The sequence below is a fragment of the Neisseria brasiliensis genome, assembly GCF_009671065.1.
Lineage (GTDB): Bacteria > Pseudomonadota > Gammaproteobacteria > Burkholderiales > Neisseriaceae > Neisseria > Neisseria brasiliensis.
This window is the reverse complement of the sequence record NZ_CP046027.1, coordinates 1,026,338-1,052,416: the sequence shown is the minus strand read 5'-3', so window position 1 is coordinate 1,052,416 and position 26,079 is coordinate 1,026,338. Positions and strand designations below refer to the sequence as shown.

25 protein-coding genes and 1 pseudogene are annotated in these 26,079 nt (G+C 50.1%); 23 read left to right on the top strand and 3 right to left on the bottom strand.

Translation table 11 applies throughout. The annotated features are described in order from the left end of the window. Positions 1–119 precede the first annotated feature (119 nt). The 13 genes and pseudogenes from recQ to GJV52_RS05220 form a co-directional block, all read left to right on the top strand. A pseudogene (gene recQ, locus GJV52_RS05275) lies at positions 120–1,911 on the top strand (DNA helicase RecQ); the annotation flags it as partial. A gap of 14 nt (positions 1,912–1,925) precedes the next feature. Further along, positions 1,926–2,438: an HRDC domain-containing protein gene (locus GJV52_RS13515; protein ID WP_369832063.1), complete on the top strand. Its 513-nt coding sequence runs from the start codon at positions 1,926–1,928 to the stop codon at positions 2,436–2,438. 290 nt (positions 2,439–2,728) lie between these two features. Further along, entirely contained in the window at positions 2,729–3,148 is a 420-nt protein-coding gene (locus GJV52_RS05270; RefSeq protein WP_100563708.1) for an HvfX family Cu-binding RiPP maturation protein, read from the top strand. Between the two features lie 101 nt (positions 3,149–3,249). Beyond that, positions 3,250–3,528 carry an HvfA family oxazolone/thioamide-modified RiPP metallophore gene (locus GJV52_RS05265; RefSeq protein ID WP_195690080.1) on the top strand — a complete coding sequence of 93 codons (279 nt, stop codon included), beginning with the start codon at positions 3,250–3,252 and terminating at the stop codon, positions 3,526–3,528. Between the two features lie 184 nt (positions 3,529–3,712). After that, positions 3,713–4,552: an HvfB family MNIO-type RiPP peptide maturase gene (locus GJV52_RS05260; RefSeq protein WP_100563704.1), complete on the top strand. Its 840-nt coding sequence runs from the start codon at positions 3,713–3,715 to the stop codon at positions 4,550–4,552. Beyond that, positions 4,545–5,240, top strand: a complete 696-nt coding sequence (locus GJV52_RS05255; RefSeq protein WP_100563702.1) for an HvfC family RiPP maturation protein — start codon at positions 4,545–4,547, stop codon at positions 5,238–5,240. Before GJV52_RS05260 ends, GJV52_RS05255 begins: the two co-directional genes overlap by 8 nt. After that, positions 5,237–5,815 (top strand): sigma-70 family RNA polymerase sigma factor, encoded by a 579-nt coding sequence (locus GJV52_RS05250; RefSeq protein WP_100563700.1) that lies wholly within the window; start codon positions 5,237–5,239, stop codon positions 5,813–5,815. The genes GJV52_RS05255 and GJV52_RS05250 overlap by 4 nt, the downstream gene beginning before the upstream one ends. Positions 5,816–5,819: 4 nt before the next feature. Then, complete coding sequence (locus GJV52_RS05245) at positions 5,820–6,008, top strand: anti-sigma factor family protein (RefSeq protein ID WP_100563698.1); 189 nt, start codon at positions 5,820–5,822, stop codon at positions 6,006–6,008. Between the two features lie 160 nt (positions 6,009–6,168). Beyond that, a complete protein-coding gene (gene dinG / locus GJV52_RS05240) occupies positions 6,169–8,328 on the top strand; it encodes an ATP-dependent DNA helicase DinG (protein WP_100563696.1) in 2,160 nt (719 codons plus the stop codon). A 92-nt stretch (positions 8,329–8,420) separates the two neighbouring features. Continuing rightward, on the top strand, positions 8,421–8,597 hold the full coding sequence (locus GJV52_RS05235) for a hypothetical protein (RefSeq protein WP_154212865.1): 177 nt from the start codon (positions 8,421–8,423) through the stop codon (positions 8,595–8,597). Next, positions 8,582–11,293, top strand: a complete 2,712-nt coding sequence (locus GJV52_RS05230; RefSeq protein ID WP_154212864.1) for a class I SAM-dependent DNA methyltransferase — start codon at positions 8,582–8,584, stop codon at positions 11,291–11,293. Before GJV52_RS05235 ends, GJV52_RS05230 begins: the two co-directional genes overlap by 16 nt. 81 nt (positions 11,294–11,374) lie before the next feature. Continuing rightward, entirely contained in the window at positions 11,375–13,522 is a 2,148-nt protein-coding gene (locus GJV52_RS05225) for a DEAD/DEAH box helicase (protein WP_195690068.1), read from the top strand. Next, entirely contained in the window at positions 13,522–14,769 is a 1,248-nt protein-coding gene (locus tag GJV52_RS05220; RefSeq protein ID WP_095501792.1) for a GIY-YIG nuclease family protein, read from the top strand. The genes GJV52_RS05225 and GJV52_RS05220 overlap by 1 nt, the downstream gene beginning before the upstream one ends. Before the next feature lie 64 nt (positions 14,770–14,833). Here the strand turns inward: GJV52_RS05220 and GJV52_RS05215 are convergent, their stop codons facing one another. Next, positions 14,834–15,622: a class I SAM-dependent methyltransferase gene (locus GJV52_RS05215; RefSeq protein WP_100563692.1), complete on the bottom strand. Its 789-nt coding sequence runs from the start codon at positions 15,620–15,622 to the stop codon at positions 14,834–14,836. Position 15,623: 1 nt separating this feature from the next. After that, the gene (gene bioH, locus GJV52_RS05210; protein WP_095502826.1) at positions 15,624–16,367 is read right to left on the bottom strand and encodes a pimeloyl-ACP methyl ester esterase BioH; all 744 of its coding nucleotides are present in this window, start codon (positions 16,365–16,367) and stop codon (positions 15,624–15,626) included. Here bioH and GJV52_RS05205 point away from each other — a divergent pair. The 4 genes from GJV52_RS05205 to GJV52_RS05190 all read left to right on the top strand — a co-directional run bounded on the left by GJV52_RS05205 (position 16,366) and on the right by GJV52_RS05190 (position 18,999). Continuing rightward, the gene (locus tag GJV52_RS05205) at positions 16,366–17,091 is read left to right on the top strand and encodes a ComF family protein (protein ID WP_095502827.1); all 726 of its coding nucleotides are present in this window, start codon (positions 16,366–16,368) and stop codon (positions 17,089–17,091) included. The genes bioH and GJV52_RS05205 overlap by 2 nt on opposite strands. A 64-nt stretch (positions 17,092–17,155) precedes the next feature. Next, positions 17,156–17,620, top strand: a complete 465-nt coding sequence (gene trmL, locus GJV52_RS05200) for a tRNA (uridine(34)/cytosine(34)/5-carboxymethylaminomethyluridine(34)-2'-O)-methyltransferase TrmL (RefSeq protein ID WP_095502828.1) — start codon at positions 17,156–17,158, stop codon at positions 17,618–17,620. A 93-nt stretch (positions 17,621–17,713) separates the two neighbouring features. Next, positions 17,714–18,562 carry a septal ring lytic transglycosylase RlpA family protein gene (locus GJV52_RS05195; RefSeq protein WP_229436918.1) on the top strand — a complete coding sequence of 283 codons (849 nt, stop codon included), beginning with the start codon at positions 17,714–17,716 and terminating at the stop codon, positions 18,560–18,562. Positions 18,563–18,612: 50 nt separating this feature from the next. Beyond that, on the top strand, positions 18,613–18,999 hold the full coding sequence (locus GJV52_RS05190) for a hypothetical protein (RefSeq protein WP_095502830.1): 387 nt from the start codon (positions 18,613–18,615) through the stop codon (positions 18,997–18,999). Between the two features lie 76 nt (positions 19,000–19,075). Here the strand turns inward: GJV52_RS05190 and GJV52_RS05185 are convergent, their stop codons facing one another. Beyond that, positions 19,076–19,789 (bottom strand): hypothetical protein, encoded by a 714-nt coding sequence (locus GJV52_RS05185; RefSeq protein ID WP_095502831.1) that lies wholly within the window; start codon positions 19,787–19,789, stop codon positions 19,076–19,078. Between the two features lie 403 nt (positions 19,790–20,192). Here GJV52_RS05185 and ruvA point away from each other — a divergent pair, with 403 nt between their 5' ends. From ruvA to GJV52_RS05155, 6 genes are all read left to right on the top strand, one after another. Further along, positions 20,193–20,777 carry a Holliday junction branch migration protein RuvA gene (gene ruvA, locus GJV52_RS05180; RefSeq protein ID WP_095502832.1) on the top strand — a complete coding sequence of 195 codons (585 nt, stop codon included), beginning with the start codon at positions 20,193–20,195 and terminating at the stop codon, positions 20,775–20,777. 68 nt (positions 20,778–20,845) lie between these two features. After that, complete coding sequence (locus GJV52_RS05175) at positions 20,846–21,082, top strand: methionine-binding protein (RefSeq protein ID WP_095502833.1); 237 nt, start codon at positions 20,846–20,848, stop codon at positions 21,080–21,082. 166 nt (positions 21,083–21,248) lie between these two features. Continuing rightward, positions 21,249–23,105: an ABC transporter ATP-binding protein gene (locus GJV52_RS05170; RefSeq protein ID WP_100563722.1), complete on the top strand. Its 1,857-nt coding sequence runs from the start codon at positions 21,249–21,251 to the stop codon at positions 23,103–23,105. Between the two features lie 127 nt (positions 23,106–23,232). Next, a complete protein-coding gene (locus GJV52_RS05165) occupies positions 23,233–24,141 on the top strand; it encodes a patatin-like phospholipase family protein (protein WP_095502834.1) in 909 nt (302 codons plus the stop codon). Between the two features lie 120 nt (positions 24,142–24,261). Beyond that, positions 24,262–25,365 (top strand): peptide chain release factor 2, encoded by a 1,104-nt coding sequence (prfB, locus tag GJV52_RS05160; protein WP_100563690.1) that lies wholly within the window; start codon positions 24,262–24,264, stop codon positions 25,363–25,365. Between the two features lie 51 nt (positions 25,366–25,416). Beyond that, positions 25,417–26,019 (top strand): YdcF family protein, encoded by a 603-nt coding sequence (locus tag GJV52_RS05155; protein ID WP_229439489.1) that lies wholly within the window; start codon positions 25,417–25,419, stop codon positions 26,017–26,019. The last annotated feature ends 60 nt before the right edge of the window (positions 26,020–26,079 follow it).

Here is a 26,079-nt window from a genome sequence, read left to right as displayed (position 1 = left end):
AGGCGAAGTAAACCGGCTTTGCAAACCTTACCTTCAGACGGCCTAAAGTGTGGAAACTAAGCCATGCACACAGCGGATAAAACCGTTAAAATAAAGCTTTTCAGCCAAACGGATGCATCATGAGCCAGCCCACAGCCCGACAAATTTTGCACGAAGTATTCGGTTATCCCGAATTTCGCGGCAATCAGGAAGCAGTGGTCAATACCTTGGCTCAAGGTGAAAGCCTGATGGTGCTGATGCCTACCGGCGGCGGAAAATCGTTGTGCTACCAGATTCCGGCCTTGATGCGCGAAGGCGTGGCCATTGTGGTGTCGCCTTTGATTGCGCTGATGAACGACCAAGTAGCTAGCCTGCATGCGGCCGGTATTGAAGCGGCCAGCGTCAACAGTAGCACCAGTGGCGATGAAGCGCGTGAAATCGCCGATAAATTGGCGGCAGGCCGTCTGAAACTGCTATACGTTGCCCCTGAACGCTTGGTTACCGACCGTTTTCTGCGTTTTCTCGATCAACAAAAAATCAGCCTGTTTGCCATTGATGAAGCCCATTGCGTAAGCCAGTGGGGGCATGATTTCCGACCCGAATATCAGCAGCTCGGCATGTTGGCGCAACGTTATCCACAGGTGCCGCGTATCGCCTTAACCGCCACCGCCGATGCTGCTACGCGCGCCGATATTAAGCATTATCTTCAGCTCGAGCAATCGCCCGAATACATCGCCAGCTTCGACCGCCCGAATATCTATTACCAAGTCATCGAAAAAAACAACGGCAAAAAGCAGCTGCTTGATTTTATCCACAAGCAAATGAGCGGCCAAAGCGGCATTGTGTATTGCCTAAGCCGCAAAAAAGTCGAAGATGTGGCGCAGTTTTTGTGCGACAACGGTTTAGAAGCTATCCCCTATCATGCCGGATTAAGCATGCACGTGCGCGAAGCCAATCAACGCCGTTTTACTCGCGAAGATAATGTGATTGTGGTGGCGACGGTGGCTTTCGGCATGGGAATTGATAAGCCCGATGTGCGCTTTGTCGCCCATCTCGATATGCCGCAAAGCATTGAGCATTTTTACCAAGAATCCGGACGCGCGGGGCGGGATGGTCTGCCTGCCGCAAGTTGGTTGTGTTACGGCTTGAATGACTGGGTGTTGCTGCGCGAACGCATAGCTGAAGGCAACAGCGATGAAGCGCAAAAGCAAGTCGAAATGCAAAAGCTCGATGCCATGCTGTCGGTGTGCGAAACCACCGAGTGCCGCCGCATATTGCTGCTGCGGCATTTCGGCGAAACTTCGCAACCATGCGGCCATTGCGACAACTGCCTGCATCCGCCGATCCGTTTTGACGGCACGGTGTTGGTTCAAAAACTGTTAAGCTGCGTGTACCGTGTCGGCCAACGCTTTGCGGCCGGATACGTTACCAACGTGTTGCGCGGTAAAAGCGACGAATGGATTCAACGCAATCAGCATGATCAGTTATCCACATTCGGCATCGGCGACAATCTAACCGACAAAGAATGGCGCAGCGTCATCCGCCAATGCATCAGCTTGGGTTATCTCACCGTCAATACCCAGCAATTCCAATCTTTACAGCTCACCGACGATGCCCGCAAAGTATTAAAAGGCGAAGCCGAAGTATGGTTACGCCCGCTCAAACGCGACAAAGCCGCTACGCAGAAACCGAAAGAAGAATGGCTGCGTACCGAGCGCGAAGAACGCATCTGGCAGGCGCTGCGCAAATGGCGCATGGAAAAAGCCAAAGCGGCGGAAGTGCCGGCTTATGTTATCTGCGGTGACAAAACCCTGCGCGATGTCGTGGAAAAGCTGCCGCAAAATCTAACCGAATTACACGAAATCTACGGCTTGGGCGAAGCCAAAATTAACAGTTTCGGCTTGGAAATCTTGGAAGTCTGCCAAGCGGCCGTTAATGGGCAAGATATGCCGTCTGAAAGTGCAAGCGAAAACATTTCAGACGGCCTGACCAGCGAACGTGACAAAATCATGTGGCAAACCCTCACCGCATGGCGCAACAAACAAGCCCAAACCGAAGGCGTGGCCTTAAGCAAAATCTTAAGCGACGACACCCTGCTTGACCTGATCCGCCTCACCCCTGAAACCGATTTGGACTTACAAGGCATACACGGTTTAGGAGAAGTCAGAATCGGCCGCTACGCCACCGACATCTTATCGGCCTGTTATCCCTTCGCCGATTCGTTAGACGATGAGGCGGTCAGCACGCGCAAACTTATGCGCGAATTGCTCGAATGGTGCAATAAAACCGCCCGCGTTGAAGACATCGAGCCTCACCAAATTTTCAGCAAAGTGACCCTGCGTGCCATTGCCGCGAAACAACCGCAAACCATGGCAGATTTGGCAGAAATTCATGGGGTAAACGAAGAGAAGCTGGCGAAATATGGGGAAACGATATTAGAGATTGTGGGTGAGTTTTAAATCAATCAAACAGGATGATGACTTTGCAACATCCCCATCTTTGGCATATTTCTTCGTTATGCGCTGCTCTTACTTCGAACTGCACTCCAATCTGGGATTTTCAGCGGTCTCAGGCCGTCTGAAAACAAGCTCAGCTGGATTGCGATGAATCTAAAACCTTTAATTAAAAATTTTCTACTAAATTTAATTTAAAAACAATAAACTAAAATAATTTAGAAAAAATTTGTCAGTTTTATCATGCTGTTTCGTCTAAATCTTCACTAAACAAGTTAAAACGGAATGGATAATTCATGAAAGAAGTCACCTTTTGGCAGACCGGAATCAGTTTACTGGTGCTACGTCTGTTTGCCGCGTATGAATTTTTTGAAGCAGGTTTAGAAAAATGGCGTGGTGACAACTGGTTTGCCGAAATTGCCGAGAAATTTCCGCCACCCTTTTTATGGCTCTCACCGGAAATCAACTGGCAATTAGCAATGTTTGCCGAATTGATATTGCCTTTGCTTTTACTTATTGGTTTGGCGACTCGCTTTGCCGCAGCCGGATTAATGGTTTTGACACTAGTCGCTTGGGCGGCAGTACATGCCGGATTAGGCTACAACGTCGGTGAAGGCGGCTACAAAATGGCATTAATTTATCTAGTGGTGTTATTGCCATTGCTTTTCCAAGGGGCAGGCCGTTTTTCTTTGGATGCCTTAATTGACCGCCGATGATGTTTGAAAAGCAGCTTGCTTGGTTAGATTTATAGTCTCAAAACGGACTTAAAACGTTTTACTTCACATTTAATACATTCTTTTGGAAAGGAAAACACATGATTAATAAAAAAACTGCTGCTGCTTTGGCCAGCGCATTGTCTTTGTCTTTAGTGGCTTGTGCTCAGGCAACTGAAAAAACTTCAGCAAAACCGGCTGCTGCCGAAGCCTCTAAAACCAAGGCCGGTGAAGGTAAATGTGGCGAAGGCAAATGCGGTGCATCTGCTGCCCAAACCAAAGCTGGCGAAGGCAAGTGCGGCGAAGGCAAATGTGGTGCAAGCGCATCTCAAACCAAAGCTGCTGAAGGTAAATGTGGCGAAGGTAAATGCGGTTCTAAATAACGGCATTCGCTGTTTGAGGCCGTCTGAAAAGGCGGTCGCAACGGCATTTTTATGATGTAAGATGATAAAGATGCCGTTTAAAGCCGATTTAATTTAAGGCTGGGGCTTTGTTAGATAAAATAACAAATAAATGCAACGGGTTTACATTAAACCGGCCGTCTGAAAATAATAGGAACAACAAATCATGATTCAATACACAGGCTTAGGTTATCGCCGCGATTTGGCGGAAGATTTTCTCAATCTGCCTGATGATAGTCCCATTGCCTTTATCGAAGCTGCCCCTGAAAATTGGTTGAAAATGGGCGGCCATGCACGCAAACAATTTGACAGTGTGGCAGAAAAGCTGCCGCTCGCTTTGCATGGATTGTCGCTTTCTTTGGGTGGGCAAGACCCATTGGATATTGATTTGATTGCTGGTATCAAACAGATGATGCAGCAATACGACTGCCGTTTTTTCTCCGACCATTTGAGTTATTGCCATGATGGCGGCCATCTTTATGATTTACTGCCATTGCCATTTACCGAAGAAATGGTGCGTCACACTGCCGCCCGCGTAAAGCAGGTGCAAGATATGCTCGGATGCCGTATTGCGGTGGAAAACACTTCGTATTACCTGCATTCCCCTTTGGCTGAAATGAATGAAGTCGAATTTCTCAATGCCATAGCCGATGAAGCAGATTGCGGCATACATTTAGATGTGAATAATATTTACGTTAATGCGGTGAATCACGGTTTGCTTCAGCCTGCCGATTTCCTGGCCCAAGTCAACAAAAGCCGTGTTTGTTATCTCCATATTGCCGGCTATGACCAAGAAGCAGAAGATTTGTTGATTGATACCCACGGTGCACCTGTGTGCGGCAATGTATGGGATTTATTGGCGGATACTTATGCCGCATTGCCGCAAATTCCGCCCACTTTACTTGAGCGCGATTTTAATTTTCCGCCGTTTGAAGAATTAACGGCTGAAGTCGGCCGTATCCGCAGTTACCAGCAAAACGCACAAAAGGCTTACATTCATGTCTGAAACGTCCGCAGAATACCAACAACGCTTTGCCGCCGCTATTCGGGCGGGTGGGAATGGGAACGCGCAGGATTTTGACAGCCAACGTTTGGCTGTTTATGTGCGTTTGGTACACAACAATATCCACAGCTTTATCGACCGTTGCTATACCGAAACGCCGCAATATGGCGATGCTGAAAGCTGGCAGGCCGCTAAAATGCAGTTTATCCGCGAAGGGCAGGCGCAATCGCCTTATTTTCAGGAAATTGCCGGTGAATTTTTACAATACTGCCGCCAACACAACTTATTTTCAGACGGCATGTTGGCCTTGATGGATTTTGAGCATACCCAGCTTTTGACAGAAACCGCCATCATTGCACCTATGCGCCCGTATGATGCCGATGCGGTTTATACCTTGTCGGAGGCAGCATTTTTGCGCCATTATGATTATGCAGTGCATCAGGATTTGAGTGAACGCCAAACTGCAATGCTGGTGTGGCGTAATGCGCAAGATGTGGTTTGGTATCGTGAAGCCGATGATTTTACCGCGCTATTGCTGCAAACTTTATCGGAAAATCCGATGAATTTGGCTGATTTACAAGCGATGTTGGCCGAATGGATGCCGCCTGAAAATCCGCATTGGGCAGAAGAATTGGCGGCACGTTGGCAAACATGGCATACAGAAGGTATTTTGGCGGAGCAGCAGCCATGAGCCTGAGCAGCTTAAGCCAGCGTCAACTCGATGAAATCCGCCGTCATCTGGTGCGTTTTGCCTGTATTCAGTTGCCCGATCAAACCGACTTGGCTGAAGATTTGGTGCAGGAAACCTTTTTTTCAGCATATCGTGCCGAAGAAAGTTTTAAAGGCGAGGCACACGTCAAAAGCTGGCTGTTTGCCATTTTGAAAAACAAAATTATCGATAGCTTGCGCCAAAGTGGCCGTCAGCGCGCCGTGTTTATCAGCCACGAAGAAGAAATGCTTGATGAAGCCTTTGACAGCTTGTTCAACAGCCAAGGCCATTGGCAGGCGCATGGCCGCCCGAGTAGCTGGGGTTCGCCCGAACAAAGCCTGAATGAAAAACATTTCTACATCGTGTTGGAAGCATGTTTGTACGGATTGCCCGAAAACACCGCACGCGTGTTTATGATGAAAGAGATTCTCGGCTTAGACAGCGCCGAAATCCGTACCCAATGCAGCCTGTCTGCCGCCAATTACCACACCATCATGCACCGTGCCCGAGAAGGTTTGCGCCAATGCCTGCAAATCAAATGGTTCAATCAAGGATAACACCATGAGAAACTGCAAACAGATCACCCGCCTGCTCTCCCAGCAACACGATGAAACCCCGCTCTCTTTCAAGCAGCGATTGCGTGTACATATCCATTTGTCGATGTGCCGCGATTGCCGTGAATACCGCAAACAAATCGACACCATAGAACGGGGCTTGCGGCAGATGTTTGACGGTAAAAAAGCCGAATAGGCCGTCTGAAAAGTATTCTGCCCATTGTTTCGTTTTTACATTGATGAGGCCGTCTGAAAGCATAGAAATCTTTCAGACGGCCTCATCACTTATCCACAACCCTTGACTCGCAAAAATGCTAAAATAACACCTTATTTTCCAAAACTTTTCAGACGGCCTCATGCTCACCGATTTAGAAAAAAACGCTATTCGCGACCACTACCAAAACATCAGCAAAAGCCTACCGCATTTCCGTCCGCGCGCCTCGCAGCGGGAGATGATTGCGGCCATTGCCAATGCCTTTTCGCGCACGCAGACGCGTGAAGAGGGCGGTGAGGCACCGCAGCGCGAAGGCGAGAGCATTGCCGTGATTGAAGGGCCGACCGGCGTGGGCAAATCGCTGGCTTACCTGTTGGCCGGCGGCATCATGGCGCAAACGCGTGGCAAGCGGCTGATTGTGTCGAGCGCGACCGTAGCCTTGCAAGAACAACTGGTCGAGCGCGATTTGCCGTTTTTAGTGGAAAAAAGCGGTTTGGAGCTCAGCTTTGCCTTGGTCAAAGGGCGCGGTCGCTATCTTTGCCCCTACAAACTCTATCAACTCACCCAAGGCAACGCGCAGCAAAACCTGCTCGGCTTTGAAGCGCCCACCGTGTTGTGGGACAGCAAACCCAAGCCCGAAGAAATCCAGCTTTTGCGCGAAATGGCCGATGAATTCAGCGCGCGCCGCTTTAATGGCGACCGCGATACATGGCCGGAAAAAATCGATGACGTGATTTGGTTTAAAGTCACCAACGACCGCCACGGCTGTCTGAAAGCGGCCTGCCCCAACCGCGCCGAATGCCCGTTTTATCTGGCACGCGATACGCTGGAAACAGTCGATGTCGTCGTTGCCAACCATGATTTACTGCTGGCCGACATCAGCATGGGCGGCGGCGTGATTCTGCCTGCGCCGGAAAACAGTTTCTACTGCATCGACGAAGCACATCACCTGCCGAAAAAAGCCTTGAGCCAGTTTGCCGCCGAGCATTCGTGGAACACTGCCGTGTGGACTTTGGAAAAACTGCCGCAAATTACTAATAAAATCGCCGCCCTCACCGACAAAACCGAGCTGGCGAACTTAGCCGACGAAGCCGCCGTGTCGCTGCTCGACAGCCTGCACGAGTGGCAATTCCACCTTGCCGAAGAGCCCAAACTCGGCCTCAACGCCGGCGAATACGACAGCGATACCGGCCGCAAAAGCAGTGAACCGATGTGGCTGTGGGAAGACGGCAAAATCCCCGAAGATTTGGAATTGTTGGTGTCCAACACCGGCGTGGCCGCGCGCAGCCTGCTGAAACACGTTTACGGTCTCAACGACGCCCTATCCGCCAGTCGCCGTGACAAAGAGCAAGACGGCGCGCTCATCGACCGCCTAAGCAGCGAATTTGGCCTGTTTGTCGCCCGCATCGAACAAATCGGTGCCGTGTGGGATTTGTTTTCCACCGTGCCGAAAGAAAAAGAAGAGCCACTGGCCAAATGGATTACCCGCCGCGTGGACGACAAAAACGACTACATTTTCAACGCCAGCCCCATCAGCAGCGCCAGCCACCTTGCCAACAGCCTGTGGCGCCGCGCCGCCGGTGCGGTGTTGACTTCCGCCACCCTGCAATCTTTGGGCAATTTCAACCTGCTGCTGCGCCAAACCGGTCTAATTTGGTTCCCGCAAACCACCACCCTCGCGCTGCAAAGCCCGTTTGACTTTGAAGCACAGGGCGAGCTTTATATCCCGCCGATTTACGCCAGCCCGAAAGACCCCCATGCCCATACCGCCGCCATCGTCGAATGGCTGCCCAAGCTGATTGCCGCCGACCAAGCCATCGGCACGCTGGTATTGTTTTCCTCGCGCAAACAAATGCAAGACGTCGCCCTACGCCTGCCTGAAGAATACCTGCCCCTGCTGCTGATACAGGGCGAATTGCCCAAAACCGTGCTGCTGCAACGCCACTACCAAGCCTTGAGCGAAGGCAAAGCCAGCATCATCTTCGGCCTCGACAGTTTCGCCGAAGGCCTCGATTTACCCGGCGAAGCCTGCGTACAGGTCATCATCGCCAAACTGCCGTTTTCCATGCCCGACAACCCGATTGAAAAAACCCAAAACCGCTGGATCGAACAGCGCGGCGGCAACCCCTTCATCGAGATCACCGTGCCCGAAGCCAGCATCAAACTCGTCCAAGCCGTCGGCCGCCTGATCCGCACCGAACAAGACTACGGCCGCGTCACCATTCTCGACAACCGCGTGAAAACCCAACGATACGGCCAGCAACTCTTGGCTTGTTTGCCGCCGTTTAAGCGGATTGGGTAAGTGTTGAGTTGAAGAAAGGCCGTCTGAAAGGCTGGCGTTTTTAGACGGCCTAAGTAGAAAAAATGCAACAAATACAATAGGAAATCCAGAAAATGGCTGTAAATCTCACCAAATTATATGATCAGTTAATTAAAATAACTGCCGAGCCGAGCCGAGCCGAGCCGAGCCGAGCCGAGCCGAGCCGAGCCGAGCCGAGCCGAGCCGAGCCGAGCCGAGCCGAGCCGAGCCGAGCCGAGCCGAATCATCTAATTTCATTTACGAATTTCTAAGACTATTCGACACTCCTAAGGCAACCATAACCAGACTGCAAAACAATGGTGGTGTGAATGTTGCCGATATGCCGCTTTTGGGTGAAGTGGCCTTATCCCATAAAATCTATTTCAAGCCATTAGAAGCAGGCAGCGATGTATATGACGAGCTGCAAAAGCTTAAGTCATTGTCCTCTGCCGCAAAAAACAAAATCCGCTTTTTCATCACGACCGACTATCAAAACTTTGCCGCTTATGATACCAAGGTTGATGATACGCTCGAATGCGCTTTTGCCGATTTGGCACAAAACTACGGTTTTTTCTTACCCTTGGCCGGTTTGGAAAAAAGCGGAGACTTCATCGAAAATCCGGCCGATACCAAAGCCGCTGAAAAAATGGGGCGGCTCTTTGACCAAATCCGCCTCAATAACGCGCTGGAAAAGCCTGAAGATATTCATGCGCTTAATGTTTTTCTGACACGGCTTTTATTCTGTTTCTTTGCCGAAGACACCAAAATTTTCCCTAAAGACAGTTTCACCAAGCTTATCGAAAGCCACAGCCTTTCAGATGGCAGCAATATTGACGAAATCCTATCCGGTCTTTTTGCTGTTTTGAATATGCCATCTGAAAGTAGTAAGCGCAGCCATCTGCCCGCGCATTTGGCGGCCTTTCCTTATGTGAATGGCGGATTATTTGCCGCGGATGAACCGATTCCTGCCTTTACCGTCCGCACACGTCGTTTGCTGCTTGAATGCAGCAAGCTCGACTGGTCGGAAATCAATCCCGATATTTTCGGCTCCATGTTTCAAAGTGTGATTGACCCTACGCAGCGCAGCCGCTTGGGGCAGCATTACACATCCGTACCCAATATCATGAAAGCCATCCGGCCGCTGTTTCTCGACAGTTTTCAGACGGCCTTTGATGATATTTTCAAACGTTATTCCAGTGTAGAAGGCCGTCTGAAAGCCTTACACAGCCTTGCCATGCGCTTGGGTAAAGTCAAAATATTCGACCCTGCCTGCGGCTCGGGAAATTTTCTGATTATTGCTTATAAAGAATTGCGTAAGCTGGAAATCCAAATTTTCAAGATGATTAAGGATTTAGACAGTAATGCCATGTTTCACAGCCAAATCCGTCTTGACCAATTCTATGGTATCGAACTTGACGATTTCGCCCACGAAATAGCCATGCTTTCCCTGTGGCTGGCTGAACACCAAATGAATCTGCTTTACGAGCATGAATTGGGCAACAGCCTGCCTACGCTGCCTTTAAAAAGCGGTGGCAACATTAAAGCGGCCAATGCATTGCGTGAAGACTGGGAAAGCTTCTGCCCGCGCGCTAACAGGTCGGAAGACGAAGTTTATATCGTCGGCAATCCGCCGTTTGGTGGCAGCAACAGCCGCGATAAAGGCCAAAACGAAGACATGGATTTGGTGTTTGCAGGCTGGAAAAAATATGGCGTATTGGATTATGTAACCTGCTGGTTTTGGAAGGGCGCGCAATATATTCGAAACAGCCGTGCCAAGCTTGCATTGGTTTCGACCAACTCCATCAGCCAAGGGGAGCAAGTGGCAACATTGTGGCCGTCTGTTTTTGCCTTAGATGTACGTATCGGCTTTGCTTATCAAACGTTTCCGTGGGTCAATAATGCCAAAGCAAAAGCCGCTGTGCATGTGGTGATTATCGGTTTGGTGCCGGAACAACGCTCAGAGGAAGAAACAGGCCGTCTGAATGGCGATGGGCAAGATATGAAACTGTTTAAACTCGTTGATCAAGAATGGCGCGCGCAAAATGTGGCCAATATCAGCCCGTATCTGATTGCAGGCAGCAATCTGGCCGTGGCAGCACGGGAAACGCCTTTGGGCAAAGTTTCCCCAATGGTTTACGGAAACAAACCTGTTGAGGGCGGCAATCTGATTTTGAGCCCTGCCGAAAAAGAAGCCTTGCTTGCTGCTGAACCACAGGCAGAAAAATGGATTAAAAAACTGCTTGGTTCGGAAGAGTTTATCAATGGCCAAGAACGCTGGTGTATTTGGTTGCGCGATATGGATAAGGAAGAGTTGGAAGGCTTACCTGAAAAATATCCTGAAATTGCTAAGCGTGTAGAGAGAGTTCGATCTGTACGGCTGGCAAGTAAAAAAGCAGCAACAGTAAAGAAAGCAGCGACACCACATTTATTTGATGAAATCCGCCATCCAAAATCCGGTAACTACATCCTCGTCCCCCGTGTTTCATCGGAGCGCCGTGAATATGTACCGATGGATTTTTTCAACAGTGATGTGATTTCGACTGACCGTAATCAAATGATTCCCAACGCTACCCTTTATGAATTCGGTATTCTCAATTCAGCCATGCACAATGATTGGATGCGGGTAGTAACGGGTCGTTTGGAAAGTCGTTTTAACTATTCAGGAACTATTGTTTACAACACCTTCCCGTGGCCTGAAGTTTCTACCGCACAGCAGGCAAAAATCACCGAATTGGCCGAAGCAGTGTTGGAAGCACGCGATGATTTTCCTGCGCATACACTGGCGCAGCTGTACGACCCTGAAAAAATGCCCGATTCTTTACGCGCTGCACACCGTGCACTGGATGAAGCAGTCGACAGGCTTTACCGTCCGCAACCTTTTTCAGACGGCCTTGAACGAGTGAAATTTCTGTTTGGCCTGTATGAAAAGTTGATTGGGGCAGAAAAAACGGCCGCGAAAAAACACTGAAAAATCGGCCTTAATCTACCGTAATTCACACGATAGGAACAACGTGGCGGTTCGTCTCTGCCGACATAAAAGGAAAACAACATGACTGTCTCACTTCTAAACGTCCAATACGCGCAAACGGGCGCGAGTACGCAGCAAAATAATATGGGTATGCGCGAAATGCAGGCCAAAGCATTTGCCAAACGTGATGCGCAATATCTGTTGCTCAAAGCGCCGCCCGCATCGGGTAAATCGCGTGCGCTGATGTTTTTGGCTTTGGACAAACTCATCAATCAAGGCATCAAAAAAGCGATTATTGCCGTGCCTGAAATGTCTATCGGTGGCTCTTTTGCCGATACGGATTTAAGTGCACACGGTTTTTTGGCCGATTGGCGCGTCAAACCTGAAAACAATCTCTGCACCGGCGGCGGTGCGGAAAGCGATAAAGGCAAGGTGGATGCGTTCAAACGCTTTATGGCCGGAGACGATGATGTATTGGTTTGCACCCATGCTACGTTCCGTTTTGCTTTTGATGCCTTGAATGATGTAACAGCGTTTGATGATGTGTTGGTGGCGGTGGATGAATTCCATCATGTATCGGCGGAGGAAAGCAACCGTTTGGGCGCTGTGTTGGATAAATTGATGGCTGAATCGTCGGCGCATATTGTGGCGATGACCGGTTCTTATTTCCGTGGCGATACCGTGCCGATTCTTACTGAAGAGGCCGAGGCGAAATTTGAAAAAGTAACCTATACCTACTATGAACAGCTCAACGGCTATCAATATTTGAAATCATTGGGCTTAGGCTATCATTTCTATCAGGGGCGGTATATGGATGCCCTTAAGGAAGTGTTGGATTCTACGAAGAAAACGATTATCCATATTCCGAATGTGAATTCGGGCGAAGCTGCTGTGGATAAATATGAGGCGGTTGACCATATTATTAGCGTGCTGGGCGAATTTGTGGGCAAAGACCGCGATACCGGCATCATTACGGTACAAACTTCAGACGGCCGCTTGCTGAAATTAGCTGATTTGGTAGATGACCGCAAAATGTCTGACCGTGCTTTGATACAGGATTATCTGCGGCGTGCCAAAAATCGTGATGATGTGGATATTATCGTTGCTTTGGGCATGGCGAAAGAAGGTTTCGATTGGCCGTTTTGCGAGCACGTGTTGACCATCGGTTACCGCAGTTCGATGACGGAAGTGGTGCAAATTATCGGCCGTGCCACCCGTGATTGCGAAGGCAAAAGTCATGCACAATTTACCAACTTAATTGCCCAGCCCGATGCGGCCGATGAAGATGTGAAAGCATCGGTAAACAATCTTTTGAAAGCCATTACGCTTTCGTTGCTGATGGAGCAAGTGTTAGCGCCCAATATTACTTTCCGCCGCCGCTCCGATATGGTTGAAGGTGAAATTCTGCCGGTCGGTACGGTGATGGTGGATGATACTGCTGTATCGGTTTCCAAAAAGGTAGTGGATATTTTAAATAGTGACGGTACCGATATCATTGCCACGCTTACGCAAAATCCAGAGGCAGCCAAAAGTTATGTCAATCAAAATGCGCCTGCACAAACGGTAAATGAAGTGCTGCTGCCTCAAATTGTGGCTAAACGTTATCCTGATGCCACTGAAGAAGAGCAGGAACAGATTGTACAAGGTGTTTTGACCATTATGGTGGCCAATGGCAGCGGTGGTTTGGTAGCAGGCGACAGCTTGCCGGATGATGCACAAGTTGAAAATGAAGGCCGTTTTGTGCAAATCGGAAATCTGTTTGTGGATATGGAAACCTTAAGCGATGAAGAAAAAAGCCGTCTGAAACCGGAGGAAATCATTGCCGAGCGTAATCTTCCGGCAGGTGCACAAGTGCAAAATAAACATTCGGGTGAAATCAAAGCCCTGAATAATCAGTTTATTAAGCTTGGCGAAAAATTTGTGAATGTGGATAAGCTCAATATTGATTTGATTCGGGAAGTTAATCCTTTTCAGCAGGCATATGAAGTGCTTTCGAAAAATGTCGACAGTGAATTGCTGAAAGCTATTCAAAACCATGTGCAGGCCAGCCGTATCCAAATGAGCGAAGAGGAAGCAGTGATGTTGTGGCCGCGCATTCAAGAATTTGTGCAGACACATAATGGGCGGCATCCTTCATTGGAAGCGGAAGATGTGTTGGAAAAACGTATGGCTGAAGCTTTAGCTTATATCCGCAATAAAAAAGCACAACGATTGGCAGGAGGTGAGTGATGGAATTAAGCGGAATGCGCCTCCGCCATGCACCACGCAGCTTGAAGGATATTTTTGATAATGATGAATTGGGTTTGCTGAAGGATGTGAAAGCGGTACAAAAAGCGGCTACCAATCATCAGCTTTTGCATTCGCTTTATAGCGAAATTGCTGATTTTTTCAGACGGCATGGCAAACTTCCTGATACGCAGGGAGCACTTGATGAAAAACGTTTGGCCAGAAAATGGCAGGCAGCTTTGGATAATAAGGAACACAGGGAAATTCTACTGGCAGGAGATGAATTGAATTTAATCTCTGAGAAGCCATCTGATGAAACTGTGGTGCAGCAAGCAGCCATGCAAGTACAAAGTTTAGATGATATTTTCGCTAACGATACATTGGGTTTGCTCGATACCGGCAATACCGAAATTTTTCATATCCGCCACGTGCGTGATAACAGCAGTAAACCCTATGCAGGGGAAGAAACTGCTCAACGGCGGCCATGTAAAGATTTTTGGCGGTTTGAAGCATGGTTCAAACAAATACATGCTGCGCTTCAAAACGGCACGGCACACATGGAACGGCTGAAAACGGAAACCTTTTTGCAACCGGGTGATGCGTTTTTATTGGGTGGTGTGTTGTGTTATATCGCAGGTTATGCGGAGACAGAAGCACGACAAAGTCCGCGTACTAACCTGCGTTTAAGAGTGGTTTATGAAAATGGCACTGAAACCGATATTCTTACCCGTTCTCTGGCGCGTGCAGTGTATAAAGATGAAAACGGACGTAAAATCATATTGCATGAAACAATCGAATTTTCAGACGGCCTGGAATCATCATCTAAAGAAGATTTAATAACAGGCTATTTGTATGTATTGAAAGCTATTTCACCGAAACCTGAGCTTGCACGGTTTAAAAATTTGTACAAAATCGGTTTTACCACGGGTACGGTGGAAGATAGGATTGCAAATGCTGAAAACGACATTGCTTTTTTAGAAAGCCCAGTCCGACCGGTATTGAGTTTTGAGTGCCGTAATATCAATCCGCATACCTTTGAGCGGCTGATTCATGCATTTTTTGCCGGCCAAAGATTAAACCTTAAGCTGGTTGGAAAGGATGGCAAGCAATACACCCCTTCTGAATGGTTTGATGTCGATTTAGATGTGATTGAACAAGCGGCTGATTTAATTGTACGTGGTGAAATCAGCCGTTATCGTATGGATAATACGGTTGGAAAGATAGTGTTAAAAGAATCATCGATAGTTTGAAACAAGGCCGTCTGAAACAATATTGTTTCAGACGGCCTTTCCTTATCCAAAACCAATCAACAACCTACCCCTTAGAATAAAACTGCACCAAACTTTCCCCCTGCGGCAAAGCCAGTTTTTTCACCGCATGGCCGTACACCGTTTCCAGCGTGATGTTCAGATGGCCTTCTTCGGCAAAAATCCGGTTCACACAATCTTTGACGGCTTGCGGATGGGTAAATTGCAGCGCCTGCCAAATGCCTAAGGTGTCCATGTCCTGCCAAAAGGTGGCGGCTTGGCGATAGCTCAAATCGAGTTTGGCGGTGTCCATCACGGGGTCGTAGAAGCCGTTGTCGGCGAGCATATCGCCGATGTCGTGCATGTCCATAAAGATTGGCGCGGTGCAGGCAATGCCGGCGGCGTTCAGACGGCCTGTGAGTTCGGCTAAGGTGTCTCGGCCGAAGTGGGTGAAAAACAGCAAACCGTCGGTTTTCAAGGCGCTTGCCCAGTTTTGGAAGATGGCGGGCAGCGGTTCGGTGGCGGTGGGCAGGCTGAGATTGGCCCACAGCATATCGGCGGCGGCTTCGGGTAAGACTTGGCTTAGCGGTTGGCAATATTGCTCAATCTGTTTGCCGGTGAGTTTTTGCCAGAAGCCGCTTTTGCGCTCGGCAGCGGCCGTCTGAAGAAAGTCGGCGCGCGGGTCGTATTCGCTGAAGGTGGCTTTGGGATAACGCGCGGCCAGCAGGCTGCGGCTGATGTCGGCATCGGCACCGACCAGCAGGATGTGTTGCGGGATGTGGCGCACCAATGCCAAGCGTTCATCGGTTTGTTGGGCAAGGTGGCGGTGGATTTGCCAGCGTGGTTCTTGATTCATTTCAGACGGCCTCGATAAAGCGTTGATATACATCGGCAAACTCATCAGCATGGCTGAGAAACGGCGCGTGAGCAGCTTTTTCAATGAGATGCAGGCGGCTGTCGGGCAGATGGCGGTGTAAGTATTCGCCCATGCGCGGCGGGGTGATCGCGTCTTTTTGGCCGTAAACCAGCAACACAGGCTGCTGAATGTGCGCTAAAAAAGGTCGTGCATCGGCGCGGTTGACCGCATCTAAGGCGGCTTGTAGGGCTTGTGGTGCGCCGTGGCGGATTAAATCGGGCAATACTTTGTGCAAGATGGTGTCGGCATTTTGTGTGTGCAGTAATTGTAATTGTAGAAACTGTTTGATATGTTTGGCATAATCCTGCTGAAACGCGCCGACCATTTTCGCCAAAGCAGGATTGCTCAAGCCTTCGGGATAATCGGCTTCGGCGGTGAATTTGGCAAAGCTGGCGGTGAGACACAGCGATTTCACTTTGTCGGGGTGGCGTGCGGCCAGATAAAGCGCAACCAAGCCGCCGAGCGACCAGCCGAGAATGTGCGCCGGTGTGTCGATTTGTGCGGCGTAATGGTCGGCGATGGAGGCAATGTCGAAATCATCGGCAAAAGGCGCATCGCCGTGGCCGGGTAGGTTCAGCGCGTGCATTTCCCAATCGTGCGGCAAACGCGGTATGAAATCGTCGAAAACGTGGCGGTTGGCCGCCCAGCCGTGAATCAGATAAACTTTTTTCGCAGAGTGTGGCATGGATGTTCTTTCTTTTTGGCGCAGAATGAAACAACGCTCGTGGTGGCGCGCCCATCGCTGCGTATTATGCCACGATTCCGCTTCAGACGGCCTGTGTAGCGGCTGTTTGGCTGATTTGGCGGAACACTTTACTGATGCGGCCAACAGCTGTCCTTTGTGTTTCCGGCAGGTTATCGGTGGGGCGGTGTGCGGGCAATGCCAGAAAAAGCCGCCGAAATTTGAGCGGATGTGGGCTTCGGTGTATTATGAAGCGCCGGTCAGCGGCATGGTGCATCAGTTTAAGCATTTGAGCGACATGAGCATGCGGCGGCCGTTGGCGGATTTAATGCGCCGCCATGCGCCCGATTGGCTGGATACCGCTGAGATTGATTGCGTGCTGCCCATGCCGTTGAGCAAGGCTAGACGGCTTTATCGTGGCTTCAACCAAAGCGAAGAATTGGCCGAAAGTTTGGCGCGCGAATATGGCTGGCAAGTATTGCCCCGCCAAACCGTCGAACGCGCCCACAAACCGCCGCAAAGCACGCTCAAAAGCGATGAACGCCGCCGCAATGTACGTAACATCTTCAAGCTAAACAAGCCCTTGCCTAAAAATTGTAAGATATTGTTAATTGATGATGTGGTGACCACCGCTGCAACATTAAACGAATTGGCGAAAATGCTGAAAGCATCGGGCGCAAGCGCGGTTTATTGCTGGTGTTTGGCGCGTTCGCAATTGAAAAAATAACTAAAAATTTTGACACCGCCACGATGCTGTGGCATCTTGTCTGACTGCTAAGTGACTGATTTATATGTTTACTATTGTTTTGTATCAACCTGAAATCCCCCCGAATACGGGTAATATCATCCGATTGTGCGCCAATACCGGCGCGGAATTACACTTAGTCAAACCACTCGGATTCCCGCTCGATTCCACCAAAATGAAGCGCGCGGGTTTGGATTATCATGAGTTTGCAAAACTGACGGTACACGAAGATTTCGAAGCCTGCTTGAAAGCGCTTGAAGGCCGCCGCATTTTCGCGTTGACGACCAAAGGCAAAACCCGCCCCGACAAAGCCGAATTCCGGCCGGGCGATGTGTTTTTATTTGGCCCTGAAACGCGCGGTTTGCCGGCGGAAATCCTCGATACCCTGCCAGCCGAGCAAAAGCTTCGCTTGCCTATGCTGCCGGATAGTCGCAGCATGAATTTATCTAACACTGTTGCTGTGATGCTGTTTGAAGCATGGCGGCAAAACGATTATCAGGGCGGGATGTAATCAACAGGCCGTCTGAACAATCGTGATTTAAGTGTCGATGTTTTCTTGAAAACATCGGCGCTTTGCGTGATTAACTCAAGAATGGATTTTGTTTTGACTTTTAGCCACCATACTTTATTCGCCACGCTGACGGCAGTTGCCATCGGCGTTTTCTCAATCGGTAACGCATCGGCGCAAACCGCCAAAGGTGCATTGTTGGCCAAGCAGGCTAACGAAATCATCGTCACCCAGCAAGACACCATCGTGCGTGCTGAGAAACTGCACCCTTCTGCCAACCGCAGCTACAAAGTAGCAGGCAAACGTTACCAACCGATGACTAAAGTATCGTCGTTCAGCCAAAGCGGCAACGCTTCTTGGTATGGTGGCAAATTCCACGGCCGCAAAACTGCCAGCGGCGAGCGCTACAACATGCACGCCATGACTGCCGCCCACCGCACCCTGCCGATTCCGAGCTACGCCAAAGTGACCAACACCCGCAACGGCAAAAGCGTAATTGTGCGTGTGAATGACCGCGGCCCATTCCACGGCAACCGCGTGATGGATTTATCCAAAGCCGCCGCGCAGAAACTTGGTTTCATTAACCAAGGCACAGCTCATGTGAAAATCGAGCAAATTGTGCCGGGTGTGAAAACCCAACAAGCTGCCGCACCTAAAGCCGTTACTCCGAAAAACACTGCGCCGGCCGCTATTGCTGCCTTGTCACCGGTTCAAGAAATCTATGTGGATTTAAAAGCCTTCGGTACCGAGCGTGATGCACAAGCCTACATCAACCGCACAACCGAACAGCTGGCTTCTTCTTTGACCAGCCCGAAAATGGCGGTTGAAAAACGCAGCCATGAATACGTGGTGCGCATGGGTCCGTTTACCGCACAAGAGCGTGCGGATGAAGCCGAAACCCGTGTCCGCAGCTTGGCATACAGCAGCGTAGATTCAGCAATTTAATCGTTCAGACGGCCTGTTTTCATAGCAGGCCGTTTTTCATGGGATAACCGATGCTATCGTTTAGTATTTACCACCTGACCTTGGCTGAATTTGAAGCCGTAAACCAACAATTTCGCCGTCAGGAAATCAATCCGCTGTATTATCAAAATGAGCTGGCGCGGCACTTGGTGGTGTCCGGTTTCGACAGCGAGACGGCAGAATACATCGTTGAATTACAACAGCAAGGTAAAGCCGATACTGCTGCTACGCCGCAGAATACTTGGACCACGCATTTGGCGGTTAAAGCCGGTTTGCTGCACGATAAATTGACCCAGCGTGTGCAATATGTAGAGCGCGAATTTTTGCGTGATATCCGCCAAGTAAATAAAGCCTTGCCTAAGCAACTGGCCAGCGAACCGGAGCGGGAATTGACGGTGGTGTTGCTGGAAGAAAATTGATGATGAAATAGAAAAAAGGATTAGGCCGTCTGAAAAATATTGTTTTCAGACGGCCTTTTACGTCGTATTAAACCGATTACACGATGGCAGCATTTGCAGCGGCAATGGTGGCCGTGTCATCTTCGTAAGGGGTATTGAGTAGGTTCGCTCCGATGGCGCTGGAGCCGGTTTCCGTGGCCGCAGGTTGCGAAAATACACTGTCCGCGCCTGGCAGTTGCTCAGCTTCGCTATCCAAAATGGAATCGACATAAGCGTCTTTTTGCGGGCGCTCTAAGTTGGTCAGCATAAATTCACCGTAAACAGGATCGTAGATAAATGCCGGATAATCGCCAACCGTATTTTCGGCGCCATCAGGCCGCTCAACATTCACCGGCATAAAATCACCATAAGTCGGGTCGGGAACAAAAGGTTGGTCGTCGCTAAAATCAACTACCGGAATATCAGGCTGGCCGTGGTTTGCAGAGCCATCGGGCCGTTCAACATCTACCGGCATAAAATCGCCGTAAATCGGGTCGGGAACAAAAGGCTGGCCATCGCTAAAATCGAGAACTGGAATATCAGGTTGACCATGGTTTGCAGAGCCATCAGGCCGCTCAACATCTACAGGCATAAAATCGCCGTAGGTTGGATCGGGAACGAATGGTTGACCATCACTAAAATCAAGCACAGGAATATCGGGAATATTTCTGCCGGTTTCATTTTCAGCCGGAGCAGACGGATTTAATTTTGCAATGTCCACGCCGTACATATCAAAAATCATTTGCAGGCGGGTGCTGGTGTTTGCGGCCATAAATCATCCTTTCATTAAGGTACATATAGAAGTGAAGAATCCGACCAAAATCGAACTATCTTGAGTTCGATTGAATATTAAAGTAATAGTTCCAATTTAATATAAAACATGAATTTATAAATTTAAAACATAACTATTAGGCAATAAATTTTGCAGTTTTAAATTATTTGAATATAAATGGAAGGTATTTTTTCGCGACAAAAGGTGGTTTGTTGAGAAGATTATTTTTATCGGCAGCCGCTTTGATGAGGAACAGAGCAACGGCGTATCAGAAAATTTGATAAAATAAAAGATGTTTTCTGCCGGTCGGCCAACACGGCGGAAAAGTAAACTCCAATCAGTCGGTAGGCATATCCAACTTGCCGATTTCAGACGGCCTTTTCCACTTAACCCAGAGCTTTTTATGATCAGCAGACTCACCGGCAAACTCATCGAAAAACAGCCGCCGCAAATCGTCATTGATGTTAACGGCGTCGGCTATGAAGTCGATGTATCGATGCAAACTTTTTACAACCTGCCTGCGTTGAATGAAACCGTGCAGCTTTATACCCAATTGGTGGTGCGTGAAGATGCGCATTTGCTGTTTGGTTTTGCCACCGCAGCCGAGCGGGCGACTTTCCGGCAATTGGTGAAAGTGAGCGGCATCGGTGCCAAAACCGCTTTGGGCATTTTATCGGCCATGAATGCCGACGAATTGGCACAAGCCGTGGCCGAAGAAGACGTGAAACGTCTGTCTTCCGCGCCCGGTATCGGCAAGAAAACCGCCGAGCGCATGGTGTTGGAATTGCGCGGAAAATTGGTGTCGGAAAATATTTCAGACAGCCTGTTTGCCCCAGCTCCGAGCGCAGACGAAACCGACGATATTGTCAGCACGCTGCTGGCCTTGGGCTACAATGAGCGCGAAGCCAAAGCGGCGGTAAAAGGCATTCCGAAAGGCACCGACGTCGGCGAAGGCGTGCGTTTGGCCTTGAAGAATTTGCTGAAGTAATGGCAGGCCGTCTGAAAAATCGTTCTTCAGACGGCCTTTTTAATCTTTTCATTTTCGCTTAGAGCCAAATCATGAAACCGCATTTGTTCACCACACTCATTTTACTCAGCGGCTGCGTGTACCACGAAACGCCCTACGGCCGCACCGCCGTGCTTGATTTGCCGATGCGTTCGGAAACGGTGATTCACAAAACCGTTAACGTCAATGCGCCGCCGGGCACAACCGTGATCTATCAAGACAGCACGCCGGTGGGTTATCCGGCAGGCTATCCGGCTTATCCGCGCCGATATGAGCACTATGATTGATGTGTGGTTTCGGGTAAAACATTTGCCTTGGCCTTGTTTTTCCAGTAAAATTACCCATATCGTTTTCACAGACATGTTCTAAAACTTTTTCTCAAAATGTTTCAGACGGCCTGCTCTATTGCAAAGGCCGTCTGAAACATTTGATTTTCAAAAAACACATAACAAGATGATTAATAAAATATTTTCATGGTTTGAATCGCGTATCGATCCCTATCCGGCCGATGCGCCCACCACGCCGGAAAAGGGCTTGTGGCGTTTCATTTGGAGCAGCATCGACGGCGTGCGCAAATGGATAGTGGTGCTGGCGTTGGCGACGGCAGTGATCGGCGTGATGGAAGCCTTGCTGTTCCAATTTATGGGTAAGGTCGTTGATTGGCTCGGCCAATACACACCCGAAACGCTGTTTGCCGAAAAAGGCTGGGCGCTGGCGGGCATGGTGGCGATGATGCTGTTTTCGATGGTGTGGACGTTTTTTGCATCCAACCTGCGCCTGCAAACGCTGCAAGGCGTGTTCCCGATGCGTTTGCGCTGGAATTTCCACCGCCTGATGCTCAATCAAAGCTTGGGTTTTTACCAAGATGAATTTGCCGGACGCGTGTCGGCCAAGGTGATGCAAACCGCACTGGCCTTGCGTGATGCCGTGATGACCATTGCCGATATGGTGGTGTATGTGCTGGTGTATTTCATCACTTCCGGCGTGATTTTGGTGGCGCTCGATTCACGCTTGCTGCTGCCGTTTCTCGGTTGGATTATCGGCTTCTCGCTGGTGATGCGTTTCCTGATTCCCAAGCTGGGCAAAACCGCCGCCGCCCAAGCCGATGCCCGCAGCCTGATGACCGGCCGCATCACCGATGCCTATTCCAACATCACCACCGTCAAACTGTTTTCCCACGGCGCGCGTGAAGCGGCGTATGCCAAGCAGTCGATGCAGGAATTTATGGTGACGGTTCACGCGCAAATGCGTTTGACCACGTTGCTGCACACTTGCAGCTTCCTCGTGAACACCGCGCTGACGCTTTCCACTGCCGCTTTGGGTATTTGGTTGTGGCAGCAAGGCTCGGTCGGCGTGGGTGCGGTAGCCACTGCCACCGCCATGGCTCTGCGCGTCAACGGTTTGTCGCAATACATCATGTGGGAATCGGCGCGCCTGTTTGAAAACATCGGTACCGTCAACGACGGCATGTCGACCCTGACCAAGCCGCACACCATTCTCGACAAACCCAAAGCGCTGCCGCTTAAAGTCGATCATGGCCAGATTAAATTCGAGCATGTCGATTTCTCTTATGAAACCGGCAAACCGTTGCTCAATGGTTTTAACCTGACCATCAAGCCGGGTGAGAAAGTCGGTTTAATCGGCCGCAGCGGTGCGGGCAAATCGACCATCGTCAATCTGCTGTTGCGCTTTTACGAACCGCAAAGCGGCAGCATTTCGATTGACGGTCAGAATGTAAACGACGTCACCCAAGAAAGCCTGCGTGCGCAAATCGGCTTGGTAACACAAGACACATCGTTGCTGCACCGCTCCGTGCGCGACAACATCATCTACGGCCGCCCTGATGCCAGCGATGAAGAAATGTACCAAGCCGCCGAGCGTGCCGAAGCGGCCGACTTCATTCCCAATCTTTCCGATGCCAAAGGCCGCCGCGGCTACGATGCCCACGTCGGCGAGCGCGGTGTGAAACTTTCCGGCGGCCAACGCCAACGCATTGCTATCGCCCGCGTGATGCTGAAAGATGCGCCGATTCTGTTGCTTGATGAAGCCACCAGCGCGTTGGATTCTGAAGTGGAAGTGGCGATTCAGGAAAGCCTCGATAAAATGATGGAGAATAAAACCGTCATTGCCATTGCCCACCGCTTATCCACCATCGCCGCGATGGACCGCCTGATTGTGCTGGACAAAGGCCGCATCATCGAAGAAGGCTCACACGCCGAATTGCTGGCTAAAAATGGTTTGTATGCCAAATTATGGTCACACCAAAGCGGCGGTTTCTTGAGTGAAAACGTGGAATGGCACCAAAGCTAAAGTCTTTAAGCATCAAATAAAATGCCGTCTGAAAATTTAGATTAATTTTCAGACGGCATTTTCGTATTGTGCCATAATTTCATTTTCCACTACGACTGGATTATTCATCAAAAGGCCGTCTGAAATCATGAACCTGTTCCCTACCGCATTCCGTTATGTGTTGCTGTCTGCCGGCGCGCTGGCTTTAGCCGCCTGTACCACCGATTCGCCGAAAAACCAACCGGTGGCCACGCCGAAACCCGTTGTCAAAGCCAAACCCAAAGCCGTTATCGGTTTGGCACTCGGCGGCGGTGCATCGAAAGGCTTTGCCCACATCGGCATCATCAAAGTCTTGCAGGAAAACGGCATTCCCGTGCATGTCGTGAGCGGCACATCGGCAGGCTCGATTGTCGGCAGCCTGTACGCTTCGGGCATGTCGCCCGACCGCTTGGAATTGGAAGCCGAAATTTTAGGCAAAACCGATTTGGTGGATTTAACGCTCTCGACCAGCGGTTTCATCAAAGGCGAAAAACTGCAAAGCTACATCAATCAAAAAGTCGGCGACAAACCGATGGAACGCTTCCCACGCAAATTCGCCGCCGTGGCCACCGATTTTGAAAGCGGCAAAGCGGTGGAGTTCAGCCGTGGCAATGCCGGTCAAGCCGTGCGCGCCTCGGCTTCGATTCCGAACGTGTTCCAGCCTGTGGTTATCGGCGGCCGACGCTATGTTGACGGCGGTTTGTCGCAACCCGTGCCGGTAACCGCTGCCAAAAACCGCGGCGCAAATTTTGTGATTGCAGTGGATATTTCCGCTAAACCAGTGAAAAACGTCAGCCGCGATTTCTTCTCGTATCTCGACCAAACGCTCAACATCATGAGCACCACCTCGCTGCAAAACGAATTGGGCAAAGCCAGCGTGGTCATTAAGCCGCAGGTGTTGGAATTGGGTTCCATCGGCGGCTTTGACCAGAAAAAACGCGCCATCCAAATGGGCGAACAAGCCGCCCGCGCCGCTTTGCCGGAAATCAAACGCAAATTGTCGGCGTATCAGTATTGAGGTTTGAGGCCGTCTGAAAAACCATGTTTCAGACGGCCTGTTACCTGGTTTTGCCATATAGAAAAAACCACGCAAATCCAGTACAATACGCCCCTAAAATTTTGAAAGCACAAGAAAATCATGGAAGCTGAAGTTATTAATCAGTTGAACAACACCTTAGACGATTTGGAACAGCGCAGCGCCGACATCCGCGTGTATATGGATTACCAAGGCAAAAAAGACCGCTTGGAAGAAGTAATCGGTTTGTCGGAAGATCCCGAATTGTGGAACGACCCGAAAAAAGCTCAAGAAATCGGCAAAGAGCGCAAAATTCTCGAAGGCATCGTGTTGACGCTGGACAACATCGCCACCGGCATCGACGACAACCGCATGCTGATTGAAATGGCGGTTGAAGAAAACGACGAAGAAGGTTTTGCCGCCGTGCAGGAAGACGTGGTCGGTTTGGAAAAACAAATGGCCGACCTCGAATTCAAGCGGATGTTTAACCAGCCGGCCGACCCGAATAACTGCTTTATCGACATCACCGCCGGTGCGGGCGGTACCGAAGCAGAAGACTGGGCGGGCATGTTGCTGCGCATGTATTCGCGTTTTGCCGAACGCCGCGGCTTCAAAGTGGAAATCTTGGAAGAAGACGAGGGCGAAATCGCCGGCATCAACCGCGCTACCATCCGCTTGGAAGGCGAATACGCCTACGGCCTGTTGCGCACCGAAACCGGCGTGCACCGCTTGGTGCGCTACTCGCCGTTTGACTCGAACAACAAACGCCACACCTCGTTTTCATCGGTGTTTGTCTATCCTGAAATCGACGACAGCATCGAAGTAGAAATCAACCCAGCCGATTTGCGCATCGACACCTACCGCGCGTCCGGCGCCGGCGGTCAGCACATCAACAAAACCGACTCCGCCGTGCGCATTACCCACGAGCCGACCGGCATCGTGGTGCAATGCCAAAACGACCGTTCGCAACATGCCAACAAAGCCGCGGCGATGGATATGTTGAAAGCCAAGTTGTATGACTTGGAAATGCGCAAACGCAACGAAGAAAAACAAGCCTTGGAAGAAGGCAAATCCGATGTGGGTTGGGGCAGCCAAATCCGATCGTATGTGCTGGATTCGTCACGCATTAAAGACTTGCGCACCGGCTACGAAGTCGGCAATACCAAAGCCGTATTGGACGGCGATTTAGACGGCTTTATCGAAGCCAGTTTGAAACAGGGTGTGTAAGGCTTAATAATGTAAAGGTAGGCCGTCTGAAACGTTTCAGACGGCCTCTTCATGAAAACCTTAAAAATGATTGTTTATTTGCTGATTTTGGCCGGCCTGATCTTCTTTGCCGCGCTCTACGCCGTGTACCGCAGCGAACAACATGCCGTGCGCCAATCCGAGCAGCATCCGCCGCACAAAGCCGATGTGGCGCTGGTGTTGGGCAATATCGTCCACCGTCGCGGTAAGCCTAATCCGTGTTTGCGCAGCCGTGTCGAAGCGGGTGTGTGGCTGTATCGGGCGGGCAAAGTCGATTATCTGCTGATGAGTGGCGGCACCGATGCCGATGGCAGCAACCAAGCCGAAGCCATGCTCGAGATGGCGGTGAAGCTTGGCGTGCCGTCTGAAAACGTGTGGCTGGAAAACCAATCCGAAACCACCTATCAAAACATCAAATTCAGCACCTTGCTTCTCAAAGATCATCACGACATCATTATCGTCAGCGACGGCTTCCATTTACCACGTGGCTTGTGGCTGGCACGACACCAATGGCCGGAAAAAAATCTGCAAACCTTCGCTGGACGCAATTGCGGTGATTCGGCGGCGGTGATGTGGCGCAAACGCATTCGCGAAGTGTTGGCATGGGTAAAGGCGCTGGTGTTGGATCATGATTAACCAAAATCTCAGGCCGTCTGAATGTTCAGACGACCTTTATCGATTTCAAAACCACAGTCA

Bases quoted from the DNA above. Each gene is read 5' to 3' on its own strand.
- GJV52_RS13515 (WP_369832063.1), top strand. From the start codon at position 1,926: ATGCCGTCTGAAAGTGCAAGCGAAAACATTTCAGACGGCCTGACCAGC.
- GJV52_RS05270 (WP_100563708.1), top strand. From the start codon at position 2,729: ATGAAAGAAGTCACCTTTTGGCAGACCGGAATCAGTTTACTGGTGCTA.
- GJV52_RS05260 (WP_100563704.1), top strand. From the start codon at position 3,713: ATGATTCAATACACAGGCTTAGGTTATCGCCGCGATTTGGCGGAAGAT.
- GJV52_RS05255 (WP_100563702.1), top strand. From the start codon at position 4,545: ATGTCTGAAACGTCCGCAGAATACCAACAACGCTTTGCCGCCGCTATT.
- GJV52_RS05250 (WP_100563700.1), top strand. From the start codon at position 5,237: ATGAGCCTGAGCAGCTTAAGCCAGCGTCAACTCGATGAAATCCGCCGT.
- GJV52_RS05245 (WP_100563698.1), top strand. From the start codon at position 5,820: ATGAGAAACTGCAAACAGATCACCCGCCTGCTCTCCCAGCAACACGAT.
- dinG (WP_100563696.1), top strand. From the start codon at position 6,169: ATGCTCACCGATTTAGAAAAAAACGCTATTCGCGACCACTACCAAAAC.
- GJV52_RS05235 (WP_154212865.1), top strand. From the start codon at position 8,421: ATGGCTGTAAATCTCACCAAATTATATGATCAGTTAATTAAAATAACT.
- GJV52_RS05225 (WP_195690068.1), top strand. From the start codon at position 11,375: ATGACTGTCTCACTTCTAAACGTCCAATACGCGCAAACGGGCGCGAGT.
- GJV52_RS05220 (WP_095501792.1), top strand. From the start codon at position 13,522: ATGGAATTAAGCGGAATGCGCCTCCGCCATGCACCACGCAGCTTGAAG.
- GJV52_RS05215 (WP_100563692.1), bottom strand. From the start codon at position 15,622: ATGAATCAAGAACCACGCTGGCAAATCCACCGCCACCTTGCCCAACAA.
- GJV52_RS05205 (WP_095502827.1), top strand. From the start codon at position 16,366: ATGGATGTTCTTTCTTTTTGGCGCAGAATGAAACAACGCTCGTGGTGG.
- bioH (WP_095502826.1), bottom strand. From the start codon at position 16,367: ATGCCACACTCTGCGAAAAAAGTTTATCTGATTCACGGCTGGGCGGCC.
- trmL (WP_095502828.1), top strand. From the start codon at position 17,156: ATGTTTACTATTGTTTTGTATCAACCTGAAATCCCCCCGAATACGGGT.
- GJV52_RS05190 (WP_095502830.1), top strand. From the start codon at position 18,613: ATGCTATCGTTTAGTATTTACCACCTGACCTTGGCTGAATTTGAAGCC.
- GJV52_RS05185 (WP_095502831.1), bottom strand. From the start codon at position 19,789: ATGGCCGCAAACACCAGCACCCGCCTGCAAATGATTTTTGATATGTAC.
- ruvA (WP_095502832.1), top strand. From the start codon at position 20,193: ATGATCAGCAGACTCACCGGCAAACTCATCGAAAAACAGCCGCCGCAA.
- GJV52_RS05170 (WP_100563722.1), top strand. From the start codon at position 21,249: ATGATTAATAAAATATTTTCATGGTTTGAATCGCGTATCGATCCCTAT.
- GJV52_RS05165 (WP_095502834.1), top strand. From the start codon at position 23,233: ATGAACCTGTTCCCTACCGCATTCCGTTATGTGTTGCTGTCTGCCGGC.
- prfB (WP_100563690.1), top strand. From the start codon at position 24,262: ATGGAAGCTGAAGTTATTAATCAGTTGAACAACACCTTAGACGATTTG.
- GJV52_RS05155 (WP_229439489.1), top strand. From the start codon at position 25,417: ATGAAAACCTTAAAAATGATTGTTTATTTGCTGATTTTGGCCGGCCTG.